General features: G+C 41.4%; 17 protein-coding genes. 16 read left to right on the top strand and 1 reads right to left on the bottom strand.

What is annotated here, in order from left to right; translation table 11 throughout:
* Window positions 1-22 precede the first annotated feature (22 nt).
* The gene (locus BLS46_RS03800) at window positions 23-1,471 is read right to left on the bottom strand and encodes an alpha-amylase (protein ID WP_093585732.1); all 1,449 of its coding nucleotides are present in this window, start codon (window positions 1,469-1,471) and stop codon (window positions 23-25) included.
* 272 nt (window positions 1,472-1,743) lie between these two features.
* Here BLS46_RS03800 and BLS46_RS03795 point away from each other — a divergent pair, with 272 nt between their 5' ends.
* The 16 genes from BLS46_RS03795 (at window position 1,744) to BLS46_RS03720 (ending at window position 19,679) form a co-directional block, all read left to right on the top strand.
* Entirely contained in the window at window positions 1,744-2,907 is a 1,164-nt protein-coding gene (locus BLS46_RS03795) for a class I SAM-dependent rRNA methyltransferase (RefSeq protein ID WP_180364040.1), read from the top strand.
* Window positions 2,904-3,581: a type I 3-dehydroquinate dehydratase gene (gene aroD, locus BLS46_RS03790; protein WP_093585730.1), complete on the top strand. Its 678-nt coding sequence runs from the start codon at window positions 2,904-2,906 to the stop codon at window positions 3,579-3,581. The genes BLS46_RS03795 and aroD overlap by 4 nt, the downstream gene beginning before the upstream one ends.
* A complete protein-coding gene (locus BLS46_RS03785) occupies window positions 3,571-4,425 on the top strand; it encodes a shikimate dehydrogenase (protein ID WP_093585728.1) in 855 nt (284 codons plus the stop codon). The genes aroD and BLS46_RS03785 overlap by 11 nt, the downstream gene beginning before the upstream one ends.
* 18 nt (window positions 4,426-4,443) lie before the next feature.
* Window positions 4,444-5,511 (top strand): 3-dehydroquinate synthase, encoded by a 1,068-nt coding sequence (gene aroB / locus BLS46_RS03780; RefSeq protein ID WP_093585726.1) that lies wholly within the window; start codon window positions 4,444-4,446, stop codon window positions 5,509-5,511.
* A gap of 9 nt (window positions 5,512-5,520) precedes the next feature.
* A complete protein-coding gene (aroC, locus tag BLS46_RS03775; protein ID WP_093585724.1) occupies window positions 5,521-6,687 on the top strand; it encodes a chorismate synthase in 1,167 nt (388 codons plus the stop codon).
* A 9-nt stretch (window positions 6,688-6,696) separates the two neighbouring features.
* Window positions 6,697-7,800 carry a prephenate dehydrogenase gene (locus BLS46_RS03770; protein WP_093585722.1) on the top strand — a complete coding sequence of 368 codons (1,104 nt, stop codon included), beginning with the start codon at window positions 6,697-6,699 and terminating at the stop codon, window positions 7,798-7,800.
* A 10-nt stretch (window positions 7,801-7,810) separates the two neighbouring features.
* Window positions 7,811-8,149 carry a YlbF/YmcA family competence regulator gene (locus tag BLS46_RS03765; protein WP_093585720.1) on the top strand — a complete coding sequence of 113 codons (339 nt, stop codon included), beginning with the start codon at window positions 7,811-7,813 and terminating at the stop codon, window positions 8,147-8,149.
* 89 nt (window positions 8,150-8,238) lie between these two features.
* Window positions 8,239-9,522, top strand: a complete 1,284-nt coding sequence (gene aroA, locus BLS46_RS03760) for a 3-phosphoshikimate 1-carboxyvinyltransferase (protein WP_093585718.1) — start codon at window positions 8,239-8,241, stop codon at window positions 9,520-9,522.
* The gene (locus BLS46_RS03755) at window positions 9,515-9,991 is read left to right on the top strand and encodes a shikimate kinase (RefSeq protein WP_093585716.1); all 477 of its coding nucleotides are present in this window, start codon (window positions 9,515-9,517) and stop codon (window positions 9,989-9,991) included. Before aroA ends, BLS46_RS03755 begins: the two co-directional genes overlap by 8 nt.
* Window positions 9,988-10,836: a prephenate dehydratase gene (pheA, locus tag BLS46_RS03750; protein WP_093585714.1), complete on the top strand. Its 849-nt coding sequence runs from the start codon at window positions 9,988-9,990 to the stop codon at window positions 10,834-10,836. The genes BLS46_RS03755 and pheA overlap by 4 nt, the downstream gene beginning before the upstream one ends.
* Window positions 10,833-12,113 carry an LCP family protein gene (locus tag BLS46_RS03745; RefSeq protein WP_093585712.1) on the top strand — a complete coding sequence of 427 codons (1,281 nt, stop codon included), beginning with the start codon at window positions 10,833-10,835 and terminating at the stop codon, window positions 12,111-12,113. The genes pheA and BLS46_RS03745 overlap by 4 nt, the downstream gene beginning before the upstream one ends.
* A 147-nt stretch (window positions 12,114-12,260) precedes the next feature.
* Entirely contained in the window at window positions 12,261-13,097 is an 837-nt protein-coding gene (locus BLS46_RS03740; RefSeq protein ID WP_093585710.1) for a LicD family protein, read from the top strand.
* Entirely contained in the window at window positions 13,094-14,065 is a 972-nt protein-coding gene (locus BLS46_RS03735; RefSeq protein ID WP_093585708.1) for a glycosyltransferase family 2 protein, read from the top strand. Before BLS46_RS03740 ends, BLS46_RS03735 begins: the two co-directional genes overlap by 4 nt.
* A 22-nt stretch (window positions 14,066-14,087) precedes the next feature.
* Complete coding sequence (locus BLS46_RS03730; RefSeq protein WP_093585706.1) at window positions 14,088-16,247, top strand: LicD family protein; 2,160 nt, start codon at window positions 14,088-14,090, stop codon at window positions 16,245-16,247.
* A 57-nt stretch (window positions 16,248-16,304) separates the two neighbouring features.
* Complete coding sequence (locus tag BLS46_RS03725) at window positions 16,305-17,117, top strand: LicD family protein (RefSeq protein WP_093585704.1); 813 nt, start codon at window positions 16,305-16,307, stop codon at window positions 17,115-17,117.
* A 36-nt stretch (window positions 17,118-17,153) separates the two neighbouring features.
* Entirely contained in the window at window positions 17,154-19,679 is a 2,526-nt protein-coding gene (locus BLS46_RS03720) for an MBL fold metallo-hydrolase (protein WP_093585702.1), read from the top strand.
* Window positions 19,680-19,722 lie beyond the last annotated feature (43 nt).

Here is a 19,722-nt window from a genome sequence, read left to right as displayed (position 1 = left end):
ATTTGGCTTGTAACTGATAGGTTTATTTTGCTGCCCAAACACTGACTGAACCCGCTGCTACTGGAAATTCTCCATAACCTTCCTCATCAATTGTAACTTGACCTTGGTGGTTTTCAAGTAAATCTACAAAGGTTTGGTCAGCCCATTCTTGACCAACAAACATGGATTTGCTGTTTTCTTGGTCGTTTGAGATAAGGACTGCGAGCGGTGTTTGGTTTTCAGCACCTGAACGTACCCAACCGATACAGTTAGCATCATCAAAGTAGTCTGTTTGCTCTCCATAGGCCCTGTTTTTTCGGATGGCTAGGAGACGGTCAAGAACTTCTCTGAAATCTTGTTGAGCATATTGCCCTGAGATACCGTAATAGTCTCCGTAAAAGACACATGGGAGGCCATCTTGGCGTAATAGAATAAGGGCATAGGCTGCTGGCTTGAACCATTCTTCAACAGTCGATTCAAGTGCCTGACCTCTTTGGGTATCATGGTTATCGACAAAGGTCACAGCCTTGTCAGGCTTGAGTTCAACCAAGCTATCTGTGAAAATGTCACGAAGGTCGTAGTTTGTTCCAGCCTGACTAGCCTCAAAGAAGTTCTGGTGGAGGCGAACATCGACAAGGTCAAAACGTTCTTGTGTTTTCTCAAGATAGTCTAGGTTGGCTTCCTTATCTGGATTCCAAAATTCCCCAAAAACATAGAAATCTTCTCCGTATTTTTCCTTCATATCACGGATGAAATTGCCCATAAAGAAGGAGTCAATATGTTTAACAGCATCCAAGCGGAATCCTGCCACACCAGTCGTTTCCATAAACCAGTCAGCCCAGTCATAGATGTTTTGGATGACTTCAGGATGCTTAAAGTCTAGGTCGGCATACATGAGGTAGTCGTAGTTTCCGTTTTCGTTATCGACCAATTCCTCATTTGCCCAACCTTTATTGTCCCCCTGGATCAGGTAAATGCCAGATTTACGGCGTTTGGCATCGTAGTCTGTACCTGTGAAGTGGTACCAGTGCCAGTGGAAGTCATTGTAGGTGTCTTGGCGACCATCGAAAGTAAAGTGAGTCCAGCCATTGATAGTAAAGGGCTCGCTTAGTTGAACGGTACGGTCCTCAGGGTCTACTTCAATAACCTGAAAGGCTTCCATATGATCGGCAGCAGCCTTGTGATTGAGCACCACATCGGCCATAGGTTGAATTCCCTGTGCCTTTAGGGCTTGAATGGCTTGAAGATAGTCTTCTTTAAACCCATACTTGGTACGGACAGTTCCTTTTTGGTGAAATTCGCCTAGGTCAAAAAGATCGTAAACACCATAGCCTACATCTTTTTCGTTGGTTGCCTTGAAGGCAGGTGGCATCCAGACATGGCTGATACCAAGATTTGCTAGGTGTTGAGCATCTTCAGCCAGACGCGTCCAGTGCTGGCCGTCATGAGGCAGATACCATTCAAAGTATTGCATAAGTGTCTGATTTTGCATTGTTTTTCCTCTTGCTTATCAATGTTGTGTTATATTCTACCATAAAGTTTAGAACCAGGCAAACGTTTGCGCAATTTTCTATACTCATTTCTAGAATTGTCTATTTTTAGCGAATAGAATCTCTCTTTCCATTATAAGGGGAAAGATGTTTTGGTGAAAAAGTAAATTGAATAAACTTATTTGAACAAAAATGACACTCAGTAAACTAAAGTACAGATGGTTAAACGGTTTCTTTTTTGAGAATTGTCATAAAATTTGCTATAATAGTAGCTATGAATAGAATTAGGGTCAGCAGACGTGTTGAAAAAAAGCTAGCTAAGGGTCTAGTTCTTTTGGAAGCGAGCGATTTAACAGATATTGATCTGACAGATCAAGAAGTAGAAGTTTTTAGTCAAGACGGTAAATTTTTAGGGAGTGCCTATCTTTCTCAGCAGAACAAGGGCATTGGTTGGTTCATCAGCAAGGAAAAGGTTAGCTTTAATCAAACCTTCTTTGAATCTCTGTTTCGTAAGGCTAAGGAAGCTAGAAAGTCGTATTATCAGGATGACTTGACCACTGCCTTTCGCCTTTTTAACCAAGAGGGGGATGGTTTTGGTGGTCTGACTATTGATCTCTACGGAGATTATGCTGTCTTTTCTTGGTACAACTCCTTTGTTTACCAGATTCTTGAGCTGATCATAAATGCTTTTAAGGAAGTTTTCCCTGAGGTCTTGGGGGCTTATGAAAAGATTCGTTTTAAAGGTCTAGATTACGAGTCTGCCTATGTTTATGGTGAGGAAGCGCCAGATTATTTTACTGTTCTTGAGAATGGCGTGCTCTATCAGGTCTTTATGAATGATGGCTTGATGACAGGAATTTTCCTGGACCAGCATGAGGTTCGTGGGAGTCTGGTTGACGGTCTAGCCATGGGCAAATCCTTACTCAATATGTTTTCCTATACGGCTGCCTTTTCAGTTGCTGCAGCTATGGGAGGCGCGAGTGAGACGACTTCTGTCGACTTGGCCAAACGGTCTAGAGAGCTGTCAGAAGCTCATTTTCAGGTAAATGGACTCAGCACGGATAATCATCGTTTTATCGTTATGGATGTCTTTGAGTACTTTAAGTATGCTAAGCGAAAAGGTCTGACCTATGATGTTATTGTCCTAGATCCGCCAAGCTTTGCTCGAAATAAAAAACAAACTTTCTCTGTAGCTAAGGACTATCATAAGCTGATTTCCCAAAGTCTAGAGATTTTAAATCCGGGAGGTATTATCATTGCTAGTACCAATGCTGCCAATGTTTCCCGCCAGAAATTTACAGAACAAATTGATAAAGGTTTTGCTGGAAGAAGATATCAGATCTTAAACCAATATGGTCTTCCAGCAGACTTTGCCTATAATAAAAAAGATGAAAGCAGTAATTACCTCAAGGTGATTAGTATGAAGGTTAGTAAATGAAATTAGTCGTCTCAGTAATGCCAAAAAGTTTAGAAGAAGCGCAAGAACTGGATGCCACTAGGTATGAAGATGCCGATATCATTGAGTGGCGTGCGGACTTTCTTACCAAGGACGCTATTTTACAGGTAGCACCCGCTATCTTTGAGAAATTTGCAGGACGAGAACTGGTCTTTACCCTTCGGACTCGCGCTGAGGGAGGAGAAATCGAACTTTCCTCAGAAGAGTATGTTCAAATCATCAAGGAAGTCACCCAGCTCTATCAGCCGGATTATGTAGATTTCGAGTATTTCAGCTACAAGGATGTATTTGAAGAAATGTTGGATTTTCCAAATCTCGTTTTGAGTTACCATAATTTCCAAGAGACACCTGAAAACATGATGGAGATTTTGTCTGAGTTGACCAGTCTCTCTCCGAAAGTGGTCAAGGTATCAGTTATGGCCCATACGGAGCAGGATGTTTTAGACCTGATGAACTACACACGAGGATTTAAAACACTCAATCCTGAGCAAGAGTACGTGACTATTTCCATGGGGAAAATTGGCAAGGTTTCTCGTATCACTTCAGATGTAACAGGTTCCAGCTGGTCTTTTGCTAGCATGGATGCGGCCAGTGCACCGGGTCAGATTTCTCTATCAAGTATGAAGAAAATCAGGGAGATTTTGGATGAGGCTTGATGGCTATACACGTATGGCAGCTGTTGTTGCGAATCCCATCAAACACTCTATTTCACCCTTCATCCATAATAAGGCCTTTGAGGCGACAGCTACCAATGGTGTCTATGTAGCTTGGGAGATTGAAGCGGGTGACTTGGCAGAAACAGTCGCCAATATTCGCCGTTACCAGATGTTTGGGATCAATCTCTCCATGCCTTACAAGGAGCAAGTGATTCCTTATCTGGATGAGTTGAGTGATGAGGCTCGTTTGATTGGAGCGGTCAATACAGTTGTTAATCAAGACGGAACGTTAATTGGATATAATACAGATGGCAAGGGATTTTTTAAGAGCTTGCCTTCTTTTACAATCTCGGATAAGAAAATGACTATTCTGGGAGCAGGTGGTGCGGCCAAGTCCATTTTGGCTCAGGCTATTTTGGATGGCGCCAGTCAGATTTCTGTTTTTGTGCGTTCAGCTTCTATGGAAAAAACAAGACCTTACCTAGACAAGTTGCAGGAGCAAACAGGATTTAAAGTGGACTTGTATGCTTTAGAAAATCTTTCTGAACTGCAAGCAAGGATTGCCAAGTCGGACCTGCTCGTCAATGCGACCAGTGTAGGGATGGATGGGCAGTCGTCCCCAGTTCCAGAAAGTATCAATTTGCCAGAGACTCTCTTGGTCTCAGATATCATTTACCAACCCTTTGAGACGCCATTTTTGAAATGGGCTAGAAGTCAGGGCAATCCAGCTGTCAATGGTCTGGGAATGTTGCTCTATCAAGCTGCTGAAGCTTTTCAATTGTGGACAGGTAAAGAAATGCCGACAGGCGAGATTTGGCAGTCTTTAACAGAAAAATATAAATAGTGAAAAGGAGACCCTACTATGAAAATCAGAATCGATATTCCGCATCATCCTTATGATATTCAGATTGAAAAAGGTTGTCTATCGCAAGCAGGTCAATGGTTGCTAGAACTCTGGCAACCTCAAAAAGTGGTTATCGTAACCGACAACCATGTAGCTTCTCTCTACGCGGAGAAGGTCAAGCTCAGTCTAGAAGATGCTGGTTTTCAGGTAGCTGTTTTTGACTTTTTAGAAGGCGAAGAACGAAAAAATTTAACCACTGTTCAGAAGGTCTATGAATTTCTAGTCAAGCAAGGTCTGACTCGTAGCGATGGGATTGTGGCTCTTGGTGGTGGTGTCGTTGGGGACTTGGCTGGCTTTGTGGCCTCTACCTATATGCGTGGGATTCACTTTGTTCAGATTCCGACTAGTTTGACAGCCCAGGTTGACTCTTCTATCGGTGGTAAGACAGGTGTCAATACTCCATTTGCTAAGAATATGGTAGGAACTTTTGCCCAACCAGATGGGGTTCTGATTGACCCGCTTGTCCTTGAAACACTCGGGAAAAGAGAGCTGATTGAAGGGATGGGTGAGGTCATCAAGTACGGCTTGATTGAGGATCCAGAACTATGGGCTCTCTTGACGGAGCTAGATGGTTCTGTAGAGAGTATTTTGGAACATGCAGAGACCTTGATTGAACATTCTTGTCAGGTGAAGCGCAAGATGGTAGTTGAGGATGAGTTGGATAACGGTGTTCGCCTTTACCTCAATTTTGGTCACACTATTGGCCATGCTATTGAAGCGACTGCCGGTTATGGCAAGGTCATGCATGGTGAGGCTGTGGCCATGGGCATGGTGCAGATTTCCAAGGTTGCTGAGGAAAAAGGCCTCATGCCAGCTGGTATAACCCAGTCCATCACAGAGATGTGCCAGAAGTTTGGTTTGCCTGTTGAGTATGAAAACTGGGATGTTGACAAGCTTTTTCAGGCTCTTACTCATGACAAGAAGGCGCGTGGCAACACCTTGAAATTGGTCTTGGTACCAGAGCTTGGTTCAGCGGCCATTCACCCAGTTTCTCTGGAAGAGATGAAAGACTACTTGGTAAAATAAGGAGAACGTATGAGATATTTAACTGCAGGAGAATCACACGGTCCGCGTCTGACGGCAATTATCGAGGGAATTCCAGCTGGACTACCTTTGACAGCAGAGGGTATCAATGAGGACCTTAAACGCCGTCAGGGTGGCTACGGTCGTGGTGGTCGTATGAAGATTGAGAGTGATCAGATTGTCTTTACTTCTGGCGTTCGCCACGGGAAGACGACTGGGGCTCCCATTACCATGGATGTTATCAATAAGGACCACCAAAAATGGCTGGATATCATGTCTGCAGAGGACATTGAAGACCGCCTTAAAAGCAAACGAAAAATCACTCATCCTCGCCCAGGTCATGCTGATTTGGTTGGGGGCATCAAGTACCGTTTTGACGATTTGCGAAATTCTTTGGAGCGCTCATCTGCCCGTGAAACAACTATGCGAGTGGCAGTGGGAGCAGTAGCCAAACGCCTCTTGGCTGAACTGGATATGGAGATTGCTAATCATGTCGTGGTCTTTGGTGGCAAGGAAATCGATGTACCTGAAAATCTGACTGTTGCGGAGATTAAGGAACGAGCTGCCCAGTCTGAAGTTTCTATTGTTAATCAAGAACGGGAACAGGAAATCAAGGACTATATTGACCAAATCAAGCGTGATGGTGATACCATCGGTGGGGTTGTGGAGACAGTCGTCGGAGGCGTACCAGTCGGCCTCGGTTCCTATGTTCAATGGGACCGAAAATTGGATGCGCGATTGGCTCAGGCAGTTGTATCTATCAATGCCTTTAAAGGGGTGGAATTTGGTCTTGGGTTTGAAGCTGGTTACCGTAAAGGCAGCCAAGTCATGGACGAAATTCTCTGGTCTAAAGAAGACGGTTATACCCGCCGTACCAATAATCTAGGCGGTTTTGAAGGTGGTATGACTAATGGGCAACCCATCGTTGTTCGTGGAGTCATGAAACCCATTCCTACTCTCTACAAACCACTTATGAGTGTGGATATCGAGACTCACGAACCTTACAAGGCAACCGTGGAGAGAAGTGATCCGACCGCTCTTCCAGCAGCTGGGGTAGTCATGGAGGCTGTTGTGGCAACAGTTTTGGCACAGGAAATTCTTGAAAAATTCTCATCGGACAATCTAGAGGAATTAAAAGAAGCGGTAGCTAAACACCGAGACTATACAAAGAACTATTAAGGAGTCCTTATGGCAAAAACCATCTATATCGCAGGTCTCGGTTTGATTGGTGCTTCGATGGCGCTCGGTATCAAGCGCGATCATCCGGATTATGAAATTTTGGGTTACAATCGCAGTCAAGCTTCGAGAGATATCGCCTTGGAGCGAGGAATGATTGACCGTGCAACGGATGATTTTGCCAGTTTTGCTCCTCTGGCAGATATCATCATTCTGACCTTGCCAATCAAACAGACCATTGCTTTTATTAAGGTGCTGGCAAACTTAGACTTGAAAGAAGGCGTCATTATCTCGGATGCTGGCTCGACCAAGTCAGCCATTGTGGATGCAGCGGAGCAGTATTTGGCTGGCAAGCCTGTTCGCTTTGTTGGGGCCCATCCCATGGCTGGTAGCCACAAGACAGGGGCTTCCTCTGCCGATGTCAATCTTTTTGAAAATGCCTACTATATCTTCACACCTTCGAGCCTGACAAGTCCTGACACACTTGAGGAAATGAAGGACTTGCTTTCAGGCCTTCATGCTCGTTTTATCGAGATTGATGCCAAGGAGCATGATCAGGTGACTTCTCAGATTAGCCATTTTCCACATATTCTGGCTTCTAGTCTCATGGAGCAGACAGCAATCTATGCTCAGGAACATGAGATGGCAAGACGCTTTGCGGCGGGTGGTTTTCGAGATATGACTCGGATTGCGGAGAGTGAGCCGGGTATGTGGACTTCTATTCTCTTGTCCAATCGTGAGACCATCCTAGAGCGGATTGAGGATTTCAAGGAACGCTTAGATGGGATTGGTCAGGCTATTAGCAAGGGGGAAGAAGAGCAGATTTGGAACTTTTTCAACCAAGCGCGTGATCAACGTCAGGCTATGGAAATCCATAAACGTGGTGGTGTGGATAGCTCTTACGACCTCTATGTCGATGTTCCCGATGAAGAAGATGTCATCTTGCGGATTTTGGAATTGCTAAGAGGAACTTCTTTGGTTAATATCCACATCAATGAGGAAAACCGTGAGGATGTTCACGGGATTCTACAAATTTCCTTTAAAAATGCTCAAGATTTAGAACGTGCTGAGCGCTTAATTTCAGAAAATACGGACTACACAGTCGTCATCAAATAAGGAGAAAATCATGTCAAATATTTACGATACTGCAAATGAACTCAGTCGCGGCTTACGCGAATTACCAGAATACAAGGCGGTTAAGGCAGCCAAAGATGCCATCCAAGCTGATGAACAAGCTAGCAAGATTTTTGCAGACTATATCGCCTTCCAGCAAGAAATCCAAGTCATGGCGCAAACGGGACAAATGCCAGACGCCTCTTTCCAAGAAAAGATGCAGTCTTTCAGCAATCTCATTCAAGGGAATGCCCTCTTGTCGGACTTCTTTGCCAAACAGCAACAGTTGTCTATTTACCTTTCAGACATTGAAAAAATTGTCTTTGAACCTGTTTCAGAATTATTGAAATAGTATTTTATCTGTATAAAAGCCAGAAATTTCAGGAATTTCTGGCTTTTTTGTGATAAAATAAGAAAAGTATTGCAAGTATGAGGTCAACTATGAAACTAAAAACAAACATTTGCCACTTACATGGCAGTATCCGGGTTCCAGGTGATAAGTCCATCAGCCATCGTTCGATTATCTTTGGAAGTTTGGCTGAGGGCGAGACCAAGGTTTATGATATTCTGCGTGGAGAGGATGTTCTTTCGACTATTCAAGTTTTTCGTGACCTTGGTGTTGAAATAGAAGATAAAGACGGTGTGATTACGATTCAAGGTGTAGGTATGGATGGCTTGAAAGCTCCGCAGAACGCCTTGGATATGGGGAATTCTGGAACCTCGATTCGCCTGATCTCAGGTGTACTTGCTGGAGCAGACTTCGAAGTAGAGATGTTTGGAGATGACAGTCTTTCCAAACGCCCTATGGATCGTGTGACCCTTCCCTTGAAAAAAATGGGAGTCAGCATTTCTGGTCAAACAGAGCGAGATTTGCCTCCTCTGCACTTAAAAGGTACTAAAAACCTAACACCAATTCACTATGAGTTGCCAATCGCCTCTGCCCAAGTCAAGTCAGCCCTGATATTTGCAGCCTTACAGGCTCAGGGGGAGTCCGTTATTATCGAGAAAGAATGTACTCGTAACCACACCGAAGATATGCTTCAGCAATTTGGTGGCCATTTAAGTGTGGATGGTAAAACAATCACAGTTAACGGTCCGCAAAAGCTAACAGGACAAAAGGTGGTTGTTCCTGGTGATATTTCCAGTGCAGCCTTTTGGTTGGTCGCAGGTTTGATTGTTCCAAACTCTTGCCTTGTGCTTAAGAATGTGGGCATCAATGAAACGCGTACGGGCATTATTGATGTCATTCGCGCTATGGGTGGAAAATTGGAAATGACAGAAATCGATCCAGTCGCTAAATCCGCAACTCTGACGGTTGAAACTTCAAATCTGAAAGGAACGGAAATTGGTGGAGCCTTGATTCCACGATTGATTGATGAGTTGCCGATTATTGCCCTTCTAGCGACCCAAGCGCAAGGTGTAACGGTCATTAAGGATGCTGAGGAACTCAAGGTCAAGGAAACTGACCGCATTCAGGTGGTGGCAGATGCTTTAAATAGCATGGGGGCGGATATCACTCCTACAGCAGACGGGATGATTATCAAAGGGAAATCAACCCTTCATGGTGCGAGAGTCAATACGTTTGGTGACCATCGTATCGGAATGATGACAGCCATCGCAGCCCTCTTGGTTGCAGATGGAGAAGTGGAACTTGACCGTGCTGAAGCCATCAATACCAGCTATCCTAGCTTCTTTAATGATTTGGAGAGCTTGATTCATGGCTAAGGTATTACTCGGATTTATGGGGGCAGGCAAGTCGACAATCGCTAGACGTTTGGATCCAGACTACATCGATATGGATGCCTTAATCGAGGAACGTTTGGGAATGTCCATTGCGGATTTTTTCGCTGAAAATGGAGAAGAAGCCTTTCGTCAGGTGGAGTCAGAAGTTCTAGCTGATTTACTAAAAACGGACCGAGTTGTGTCAACTGGCGGAGGAGTTGTTATTTCTCAGCGAAATCGTGACTTGCTCAAGACCAATCCTGATAACATTTATCTAAAAGCAGATTTTGAAACCCTCTACCAACGTATCGCAACTGATAAGGGCAATCAGCGCCCGCTCTTTCTTAACAAAAGCAAGAAAGAATTAGCCAGTATTTTTCAAGAAAGACAGACTTGGTATGAGGAAGTAGCCAGTCGGGTTCTGGATGTGACCAAGCTAAGCCCAGAGGAAATTATAGAGGAACTGAGATGAAAATTGCCTATCTAGGTCCCAAGGGATCTTTTTCGCATCATGTTGTGCAGACAGCCTTTCCCAAAGAGGAATTGCAGGCTTTTGCCAATATCACAGATGTTATTAAGGCCTATGAACAGGGCTTGGTGGATTATTCTGTGGTACCAGTTGAAAACTCCATTGAAGGTAGTGTCCATGAAAGCTTGGATTACCTTTTTCATCAGGCTCGCATCCAAGCAGTTGCAGAAATCGTTCAGCCCATTCATCAGCAGTTGATGGCAGTTCCAGGTCAGTCAAAAATTGAGAAGATTTTTTCTCATCCTCAGGCTCTGGCTCAGGGAAAGAAATTCATAGAGGAGCATTATCCAGAAGCCAAGCTTGAAGTGACGGCAAGCACAGCCTATGCAGCCCGCTTTATCGCTGAACATCCAGACCAGCCTTTTGCAGCTATCGCCCCTAGAAACTCAGCTAGAGAGTATGGTTTGGAATTGATAGCAGAAGATATCCAAGAAATGGAAGCTAATTTCACTCGTTTTTGGGTTTTAGGGCCTGAGATTCCCACTATCCCCTTGCAATCACAAACTGAAAAAATGAGTTTGGCCTTAACCTTACCGGACAATCTTCCCGGTGCTCTTTACAAGGCACTTTCGACCTTTGCTTGGAGAGGGATTGACTTAACAAAGATTGAAAGTCGCCCCCTTAAAACAGCCTTGGGAGAATACTTTTTCATTATTGATGTAGAGTATAGTGATAAAGAGCTGGTTCATTTTGCCAGACAAGAACTAGAAGCAATTGGAATCCAGTACAAGATACTGGGAACCTACCCTATTTTCACCATAAAGGACCTAGGAAAGGAGAGCCTATGAGCAAAGAAAGCCCTTTAAGTCATCATGAGCAGTTACGCTATGACTACCTTTTTAAGAATATTCATTACCTAAATGACAGAGAAAAGAGAGAATTTGACTATTTAAAAAGAAAAATGGACGGTGGATTTCCCTCTAATGAAGTTGAAAGGGAAAAAAATCTAGGGAAGGACATTGGGATTCCACAGTATTCCAATCAAAGTCGCTCGAATAGACATCAGAAATTTTCCTCTCCTCCAAAAGTGAAAAAGAAGAAACCAAGAAGATTTTTTAAACGAGTTCTAATTTGGCTTTTACTGTTGGTAACCTGTGTGGCTGCGGGCATGATTATTATGTTCCTTCGAGGTTTCCAGTCTGCAACTACTAGCAATAAGCCAGCTGATGCAAAAGCGGCACAAGTACAGGTGTTTAATGGCCAAGATACTAAAGACGGGGTGAATATCCTAATCATGGGGACAGATGGCCGTATTGGTCAAAACAGTGCAGAAACTCGCACAGACACGATTATGGTGTTGAATGTTAGTGGTTCGGATAAGAAAATCAAGCTAGTCAGCTTCATGCGTGACAACCTAGTCTATATTGATGGCTACAGCCAGATTGTGAATGGCAAGAAACAAACGGATAATAAACTAAATGTTGCCTATGAACTCGGGGAACAAGAAGGGCAAAAAGGGGCAGAAATGGTCCGCAAGGTTTTAAAAGATAACTTTGATTTGGACATTAAGTACTATGCCCTAGTAGATTTCCAAGCGTTTGCAACTGCTATTGATACGCTATTTCCTGATGGGGTGACTATAGACGCTAAGTTTTCAACGTTAAATGGCCAGCCTTTAACAGAAGCTACAGTTGGAGATGACCTACATGCAACAGAAACGGAATCACCAACTCAAACTATTAAAGTTGGGAAACAGCAGATGAATGGCTCGACCTTGCTCAACTACGCTCGTTTCCGTGATGATGATGAAGGAGACTATGGTCGTACCAAACGTCAGCAGCAAGTCATGTCAGCTGTTCTTGAGCAAATCAAAGATCCAACCAAACTCTTTACAGGATCAGAGGCACTTGGAAAGGTCTTTGGAATGACCTCAACCAATCTACCTTATACCTTCCTGCTGACCAATGGTTTGTCAGTTATCGAAGGTGCACAGAATGGTATTGAAAGATTGACAGTGCCAGAACTTGGCGATTGGGTAGATGCTTACGATGTCTATGGAGGACAAGGTCTACTTGTCGACCAGAACAAATACCGGACTAAACTCGCCCAAATGGGAATGAGATAAGAGGTAGATAAATGAAAATCAAAGCTTCATTCACTGGTGAAAAGGGTGGATTGGGCTTTGATTTTTTACGGTATCTGATGGATTTTTAAGGCTTTTTTATGGTATAATAAAACGATATAACTCGTTATTGGACAGAAGAGGAGAGACATGAGTGATTTGAAAGCGATTCAGGCTCGTAGTCTGGAAATGGCTGAATATTTCGTCGCATTTTGTAAAGAACATGATTTGTTGTGCTATCTCTGTGGTGGGGGTGCTATCGGCGCCCTTCGTAACAAGGGCTTCATTCCTTGGGATGATGACCTAGATTTTTTCATGCCTCGCAAGGACTATGAAAAGTTGGCAGAACTATGGCCTCGTTATGCAGATGAGCGCTATTTCTTATCAAAAAGTCACAAGGATTTCGTAGACCGTAACCTTTTTATTACTATTCGTGATAAAGAAACAACTTGTATCAAGCCTTATCAGCAGGATTTGGATTTGCCACATGGTTTGGCTTTGGACGTTTTGCCTTTAGATTATTATCCTAAAAATCCAGCTGAGCGTAAGAAACAGGTTCGCTGGGCCTTGATTTATTCCCTTTTTTGCGCCCAAACTATCCCAGAAAAGCATGGTGCAGTCATGAAATGGGGAAGTCGTATCTTACTCGGTTTGACTCCCAAATCTCTACGCTATCGCATTTGGAAAAAAGCTGAGAAAGAAATGACCAAGTACAATCTAGCTGAGAGCGATGGAATCACGGAATTATGCTCAGGTCCTGGCTATATGCGAAACAAATACCCAATCGCATCCTTTGAAGGTAATCTCTTCTTGCCATTTGAAGGAACTGAGATGCCCATCCCAGTCGGTTATGATGCCTATCTCAGCACTGCTTTTGGGGATTATATGACACCGCCACCAGCAGACAAGCAAGTACCGCATCATGATGCCATTATAGCAGACATGGACAAGAGTTACACAGAGTACAAGGGAGAATATGGGGCATGATGGGAGAAAAAATTAGCGTTATCGTTCCAGTCTACAATGTAGAAGCCTATCTGGAACGATGTGTGGAGTCAATTCTTCATCAAACTTATACCAATTTTGAACTAATTCTGATCAATGATGGCTCTACCGATTCCAGTGGACAGATCTGTGATCACTTAGCATCTCAGTATGAGAATATCAAGGTTTATCATATAGAAAATGCTGGTGTTTCAAATGCTAGAAATATGGGAATTCAGCTAGCGACGGGTTCTTGGGTTACCTTTATTGATAGCGATGATTTTGTTACTAAAGAGTATCTGGAAATCTTGATTGGTGCAGTTGATGATAAGGAATCCGTAGGATTTACAATCGCTCCTCTACACCATATCAAAAATGGAATTGTGACAGATTTACCTCCTCATTCTGGAAAAACAGAACTCTGGTCAACAGAAGAAACCATGAAGGAACTACTGATGACTACCAGAACGTCATTTTTTCCTGTCGCAAAACTGTTCAAGAGAGACCTACTGGCGGATAAAAAATTTAATACAAGCTATCATCTAGCTGAAGATGCCTTGTTCTTAACTGAATTGCTACTGGAGACAAGATGCAGTAGCGTATTTATTGACAAACCAATTTATTATTATGATCATCGTGAGGGAAGTGCGACAACATCTGTTAATCAGCATGTATTTGACACGATAGACGTTTATAAGCACATAATCGCTAAAGTATCACAAGTCTTTCCTGATTTAAAACCTGAATTAAAAAATAGAGAATGTTGGTCATACATCACAGTTTACGATAAAATTATCTTTACTTCATCTGAACAGTATCAAAAGGAGAAAGCCGAGCTGAGGACTTGGATTGTTCAGCATCGACACGAAATTTGGAAGGATGCTTATTTCACTACATTTCGCAAGATAGCAGTTCTATCACTTGTCTTTTCTCCATGGATTTATAAGAAAATTGTTGGATTAAGAAACTAAATATCATAAAAAGGAGTTGAAAATGAATTTTTCAAAAATGGATGAATACTTTGAAAAATCAAAACTATGGATTGCATATCTATTTGTTTTTATTTCGATTTTAAGTATGAGTTCACTGGTTTATAAGGTAGCAAATCCAATCTATAAGGGATTGTCAGCGATTGTTGTACTTTATATTTGCTACACATTGTTGTTTAAGTGGAAACAGATTACAGTAGATCGAAAGTTTTTGGCCTTATTTGGCTTGTTATCTGGGAGTCATCTGCTATCGGCAGTATTCAATCGCTCTGGACATTTGATTGGAAATGTGATTGAAATCCTTTTCATGGTAACCTATGTTTTATTATTTACCATGTTACAATCGGGGCAACTTAAAAAATTATTTGACTGGATTGCCTATACGGTTCAAATTGTATCTTTTTCTTCAGCAATTTTTGCGTTTGGTTTATTGATAAGTAGAGTCCTTATCCTATTTAAAATTGGCGAGCAATCTTATTATTATGGTGTCATGAATGGACGTCTGTGGGGGATTGTCAATCCTAATGCTAGTGCGATATTTTCATACATTAGCATTATTTTGGCTATGTATCTGATCCATAAAGGAAGTAAATATTCTGTATATCTTAAACTGAACAATGTGATTCAATTAGTATACTTTGCTACTATGCAAAGTCGAGGAGCCTTACTTTCTTTACTCCTTATGATTGGACTTTATAGTTTCTTTGCTACTAGAGGAAGTCTCATTAAACGATTTCTTACTTTTATTGTTGCTGGTTCGCTGGTTACTGCTACCAACATTGGATTAAGCTATGCAACTTCAATTTATATCTCATCTGAAACTGCGACTGTTTTTGACTTAAATAAAGGACAGTCCTACGCTGAGACAGATTCGTCTGTTACCAAGAAGAACGGTGAACTCCATCTAATTGAAACAACACCAAGTGGTAGAACCTATATCTGGAAAAATGCCATCAAGATGGGAAGTGCCAAACCAATTTTTGGTTACGGTGTACGTAATGTCCCAGATTATTACACAGAATATTTCAGTAAATTTGAGATTCAAAATTCCCTTATCGGTGGGAATTTCCATAATATTTTTGTAACCATATTTGTCAGTTCGGGAGTTCTAGGCTTGGTATCCTTCCTTCTTATACTGGCTTATGTCATCAAGCGCTTTTTAACGTATTTGATTGTTTCCAAGAAAAATACTGATAAATTGATCATGATTCTTTTCTTCGGTATCTTGTTTGGTCAATTATTTGAAAGTCAGATTATGTATTCAACCAACTTTATTAATATCATCTTCTGGCTAGCGATTGGCTATGGACTCGTAGTCTGCAAACGAGATGAAGGAGTTCGGTACCAAGAAGTAACAGATGTCAATGAAATTCAACAGATGGAACTTGGAATCATGGAGTACATTCATGAGGTTTGTCAGAAAATTGGTGTCAAGTATTTCCTAGCATATGGAAGTCTAATTGGTGCGGTTCGCCATAAAGGTTTTATTCCTTGGGATGATGACATGGACATCTGCATGCTAAGAGAAGATTATGAAAAGTTGCAAGATTACCTTATCGCTAACCCTGATGAGCGTTACGAGGTCATGTCTCATAAAAATAATCTCAACTATGTCTATCCTTTTATGAAAGTGCAGGATAACCATACCTACTTGTTGGAAGAAGATGTACGAATTGATTCCAATATGGGAATCTATGTGGATATTTTCCCTGTAGATGGTTATGAAGATGATGCGGACTTTAAAAATAAAATGACGAAACTGATAAAGAAACGTCAATTAAGTTGTTACACTTTTAAAGGAATTACCAACACGAAAAGTCTACTGAATTCTTTGATTCGTTATATTTCTGTTGTCATTTTCTATTTCACAAATACGAATAAGTATGTTGAGCAAATTGATGAGCTTGCTAAATCTAGAGCAGTTGCTGACTACGAGCAAGTTGACTATTTGATTTACAAGGATATGAATAAGCCAGTTTGGAAACGTGAGTGGTTAGAACAAGTGATTGTGGGAACATTTGAAGGTAAGGAATTTATGATTCCAAAACACTACCATGAAATTTTGACCTCTGACTATGGAGATTACATGCAATTGCCCCCTCTTGAACAAAGAGTATCTCACCACGATTTCAAACTGTGGAAAATCACTAAAAGTTCTAAGTAAGCAAATCGCAGTTAGAAATCGTTTAAAAAATTAGTCGAAATTAGGAGAATAAAACGTATGTCTGAGAGAGTTTTAAGTCTTGAAGAAATAAAACAAGTGGAGTTGGATATTTTAAAGTATCTACATGAATTATGTGAACAGCATCAGATTAAATATTTTATTGATTTTGGAACCTTACTAGGAGCTGTCCGCCATAAAGGATTTATCCCTTGGGATGATGATACGGATATTTCCTTGGCGCGAGATGAATTTGAAAAGCTTTATAAGGTTTTAAAAAATGAGAATCATCCCTACTACAAATTGATTTCATTTAGAGAAACAAAAGGCTATCCGTACAGTTATATGCGTGTTCATGATATTAGAACACGTAGAGATGCAAATCTTTTGGACCCGACAGTCGTATTGGGAACTTGCGTTGACATTTTTCCATACGATGGTGTCGTGACGGAGGAAAGTGATTGTAAGAAAATGAAGCTCTATAAACACTTTGTCCGCCTTTCTTCTTTGAATTTCAAAGGAATTAAATCAGAAAATGGGGGGATAAAAAATCTGCCTCGCTATATTGGGTCAGCTATTTTTCGCTTAAGTTCTCCACAAACTTGGAATCAAAAATTAGAGAACCTTGCTTTGAAATATAGTGTAAATCAAGCTACAGATCTTACCTGTACGATATTTGATCCAAGCTTTCCAGAGGGAATCAAAAAAGAATGGCTCTATGATCTGATTGATATGCCATACGAAAACATCGTAGTGAAGGCTCCGAGAAAATACCATGAAATTCTTGTCTACGAATTTGGAGCAGACTATATGACTCCACCACCTGTTGAACAGCAGGTTCCAGGAACTGATAAGAATTATTGGATTGATTAGTAAGAGATTGTTTTCATCGAGAAAGGAGTGTTCAAGATGAAGAATAAAAGATTAGTTAAATCAGTCAGTTATAGTTTATTTGCTTTTCTTTTTGTGTTGATTGGTTTATCACAACAAGTTAATGCAGACACCATTACTGCTGGTTCAGGCAACCGTATCCATTTCATAAATACTAAAGCAAAATCTGGGAGTGATGCTATCCTTCTGGAAAGTAATGGTCATTATGCTTTGATTGATATGGGGGAAGATTATGACTTTCCTGATGGAAGTGACCCACGCTATCCAAGCCGCTGGGGAATTTCCATGAGAAATTATCAAGTCTTGGAAGACCGTTTGATTCGCCATCTTGATCAGATTGGTGTTAAAAAATTAGATTTTATTTTGGGAACCCATGTACATAGTGACCATATCGGCGGAGCAGATGAAATACTCAATCGTTATCAAGTTGATAAGTTTTATTTAAAAAAATATTCAGATGAACGGATTACCTCACACTGGGGACTCTGGGATAATCTTTTCAATTATGATAATGCTTTGAGAACCGCACACAAACGAGGAGTTACTCTTATTCAGAATATTACAGACGAGGATAGTCACTTTAAATTAGGTGATATGGATATCCAACTCTATAATTATAAGAATGAATATGATGCTGAGGGGAATCTGAAAAAAGTTCTAGATGATAACTCCAACTCTATCGTTTCAGTGGTGACTGTGGCAGGAAAGAGAATCTACCTTGGTGGAGATTTGGATAATGCCGAAGGAGCGGAAGATAAGTTAGGCCCAGTTATCGGCAAGGTTGATATGATGAAATGGAATCATCATTATGATGCGACAATTTCAAATACGATTAATTTTCTTGAAAACCTATCTCCAAAGATGATTATTCAGACAACTGGTGGTGATATTAATGTTGCTTCAACCAGAGAATATCTCCAAAAGAAAAATATTCAAGTTCTCAGAGCTTCTAGTCAAACTCAAGATGCTACCGTTTTTGATATTAGTGATAGCGGATTTGCCAATGTTTCTAATCTCTTCCCGGACATCCCTGTAGTTGATGAAAAATGGTATCAAGAAGGTGGCTACTGGAAATATCGTTTAAGTGACGGGGAAATGGCTATCGGTTGGAAAGAGATTGGCGGAGCCACTTACTTCTTTAATGGAAAAGGACAAATGCAAGCAGGTCGCTGGCTTCACCTTAACGACGACTGGGGAGAAAATGCCAAAGGGAACGATTACTATTTGAACCCAAATGGTAAAATGCAAACTGGTGGTTGGTTCAAGCTGGATGGTCATTGGTATTATATCCAATCAAATGGTGCTAGACGATTTAGTGAGCTTTCTGAAATTGGAGGGAAGAAATATCTCTTTGCAGCAGATGGAAAGATGCTAACAGGAAATCAATTCTTTAATGGCAAGAAGATGTTCTTTAGCGAAAGTGGTGCACTCCAAACAGCAGGTAATCCTTCAACTTGGCAAAAGATTGACTCAGATTGGTATTTCTATGATGAGGATGGATTACGGACTGTCGGTAAAAAGAATATCAACGGAACCACTTACTACTTTAATCAAGAAGGTGTCATGCAAACGGGTTGGGCCTTTATTGATGGTCACTGGAACTATTTTGCGAACTCAGGCGCCATGCAAACTGGCTGGATCAAGGATCAAGATACTTGGTATTATCTGGACAAAGATGGTATCATGCTCACTGGAAAACAAGATATAAATGGTGTTCGTTACTATTTGAATGCTAGTGGTGCAATGCAAACTGGCTGGAAATGGCTAGAGAACAATTGGTATTACTATGCGAACTCAGGAGCTATGAAAACTGGCTGGATTAAGGATAATGAGAAATGGTATTACCTAAATCAAGATGGTATTATGCAGACCGGGAAACAAGAAATCAATGGTACGCGCTACTATTTGAATACCAGCGGTGCCATGCAAACAGGCTGGCAATGGCTTGATAAACACTGGCATTACTACGCTGACTCAGGGGCTATGAAGACTGGTTGGTTTAAGGATAATGAGAAATGGTATTACCTTGAATCTCAGGAAGGTATCATGCTGGTCGGTTTCCAACAAGTAGATGGTAAGCAATATTACTTTAGTGCATCAGGAGCCATGCAAACAGGCTGGAAATGGTTTGATAATCATTATCGTTACTTTGAAGCAAATGGAGCTATGAAAACAGGTTGGATAAAGGATAAAGGAATCTGGTATTATCTCAATCCTGAAGATGGTATCATGTTGGTTGGCCTTCATAAAGTAAATGGTGATCATTATTACTTTGATGAATCAGGAGCTATGCAGACCGGTTGGAAACGACTTGATGGTAATTGGTACTATTTCCAAACAGATGGTTCCTTGTTGAAAAATGCCACCACACCGGATGGTTATAAGGTAAACGAGGAAGGCATTTGGAGACAGGCTGTTGCTGCTGTAAATGGCGAAGTAGATCAGTCAGAGAAGAAGCAAGAAGCTAATTCCTCTATTGCTGAACAGCCAAAACAAGATTCAAATCTAGAAGCCAATACTTCTGGCAAGAAAGAAAAAGAATAAAAGAAACACCCTACTGATAAACGAGCGTTTATCAGTAGGGTAT

The sequence above is a fragment of the Streptococcus sp. NLAE-zl-C503 genome, assembly GCF_900104285.1.
Classification (GTDB): Bacteria; Bacillota; Bacilli; order Lactobacillales; family Streptococcaceae; genus Streptococcus.
Note: the sequence above shows the minus strand (reverse complement) of the source record. Positions and strands in the feature narration are given on the sequence as shown.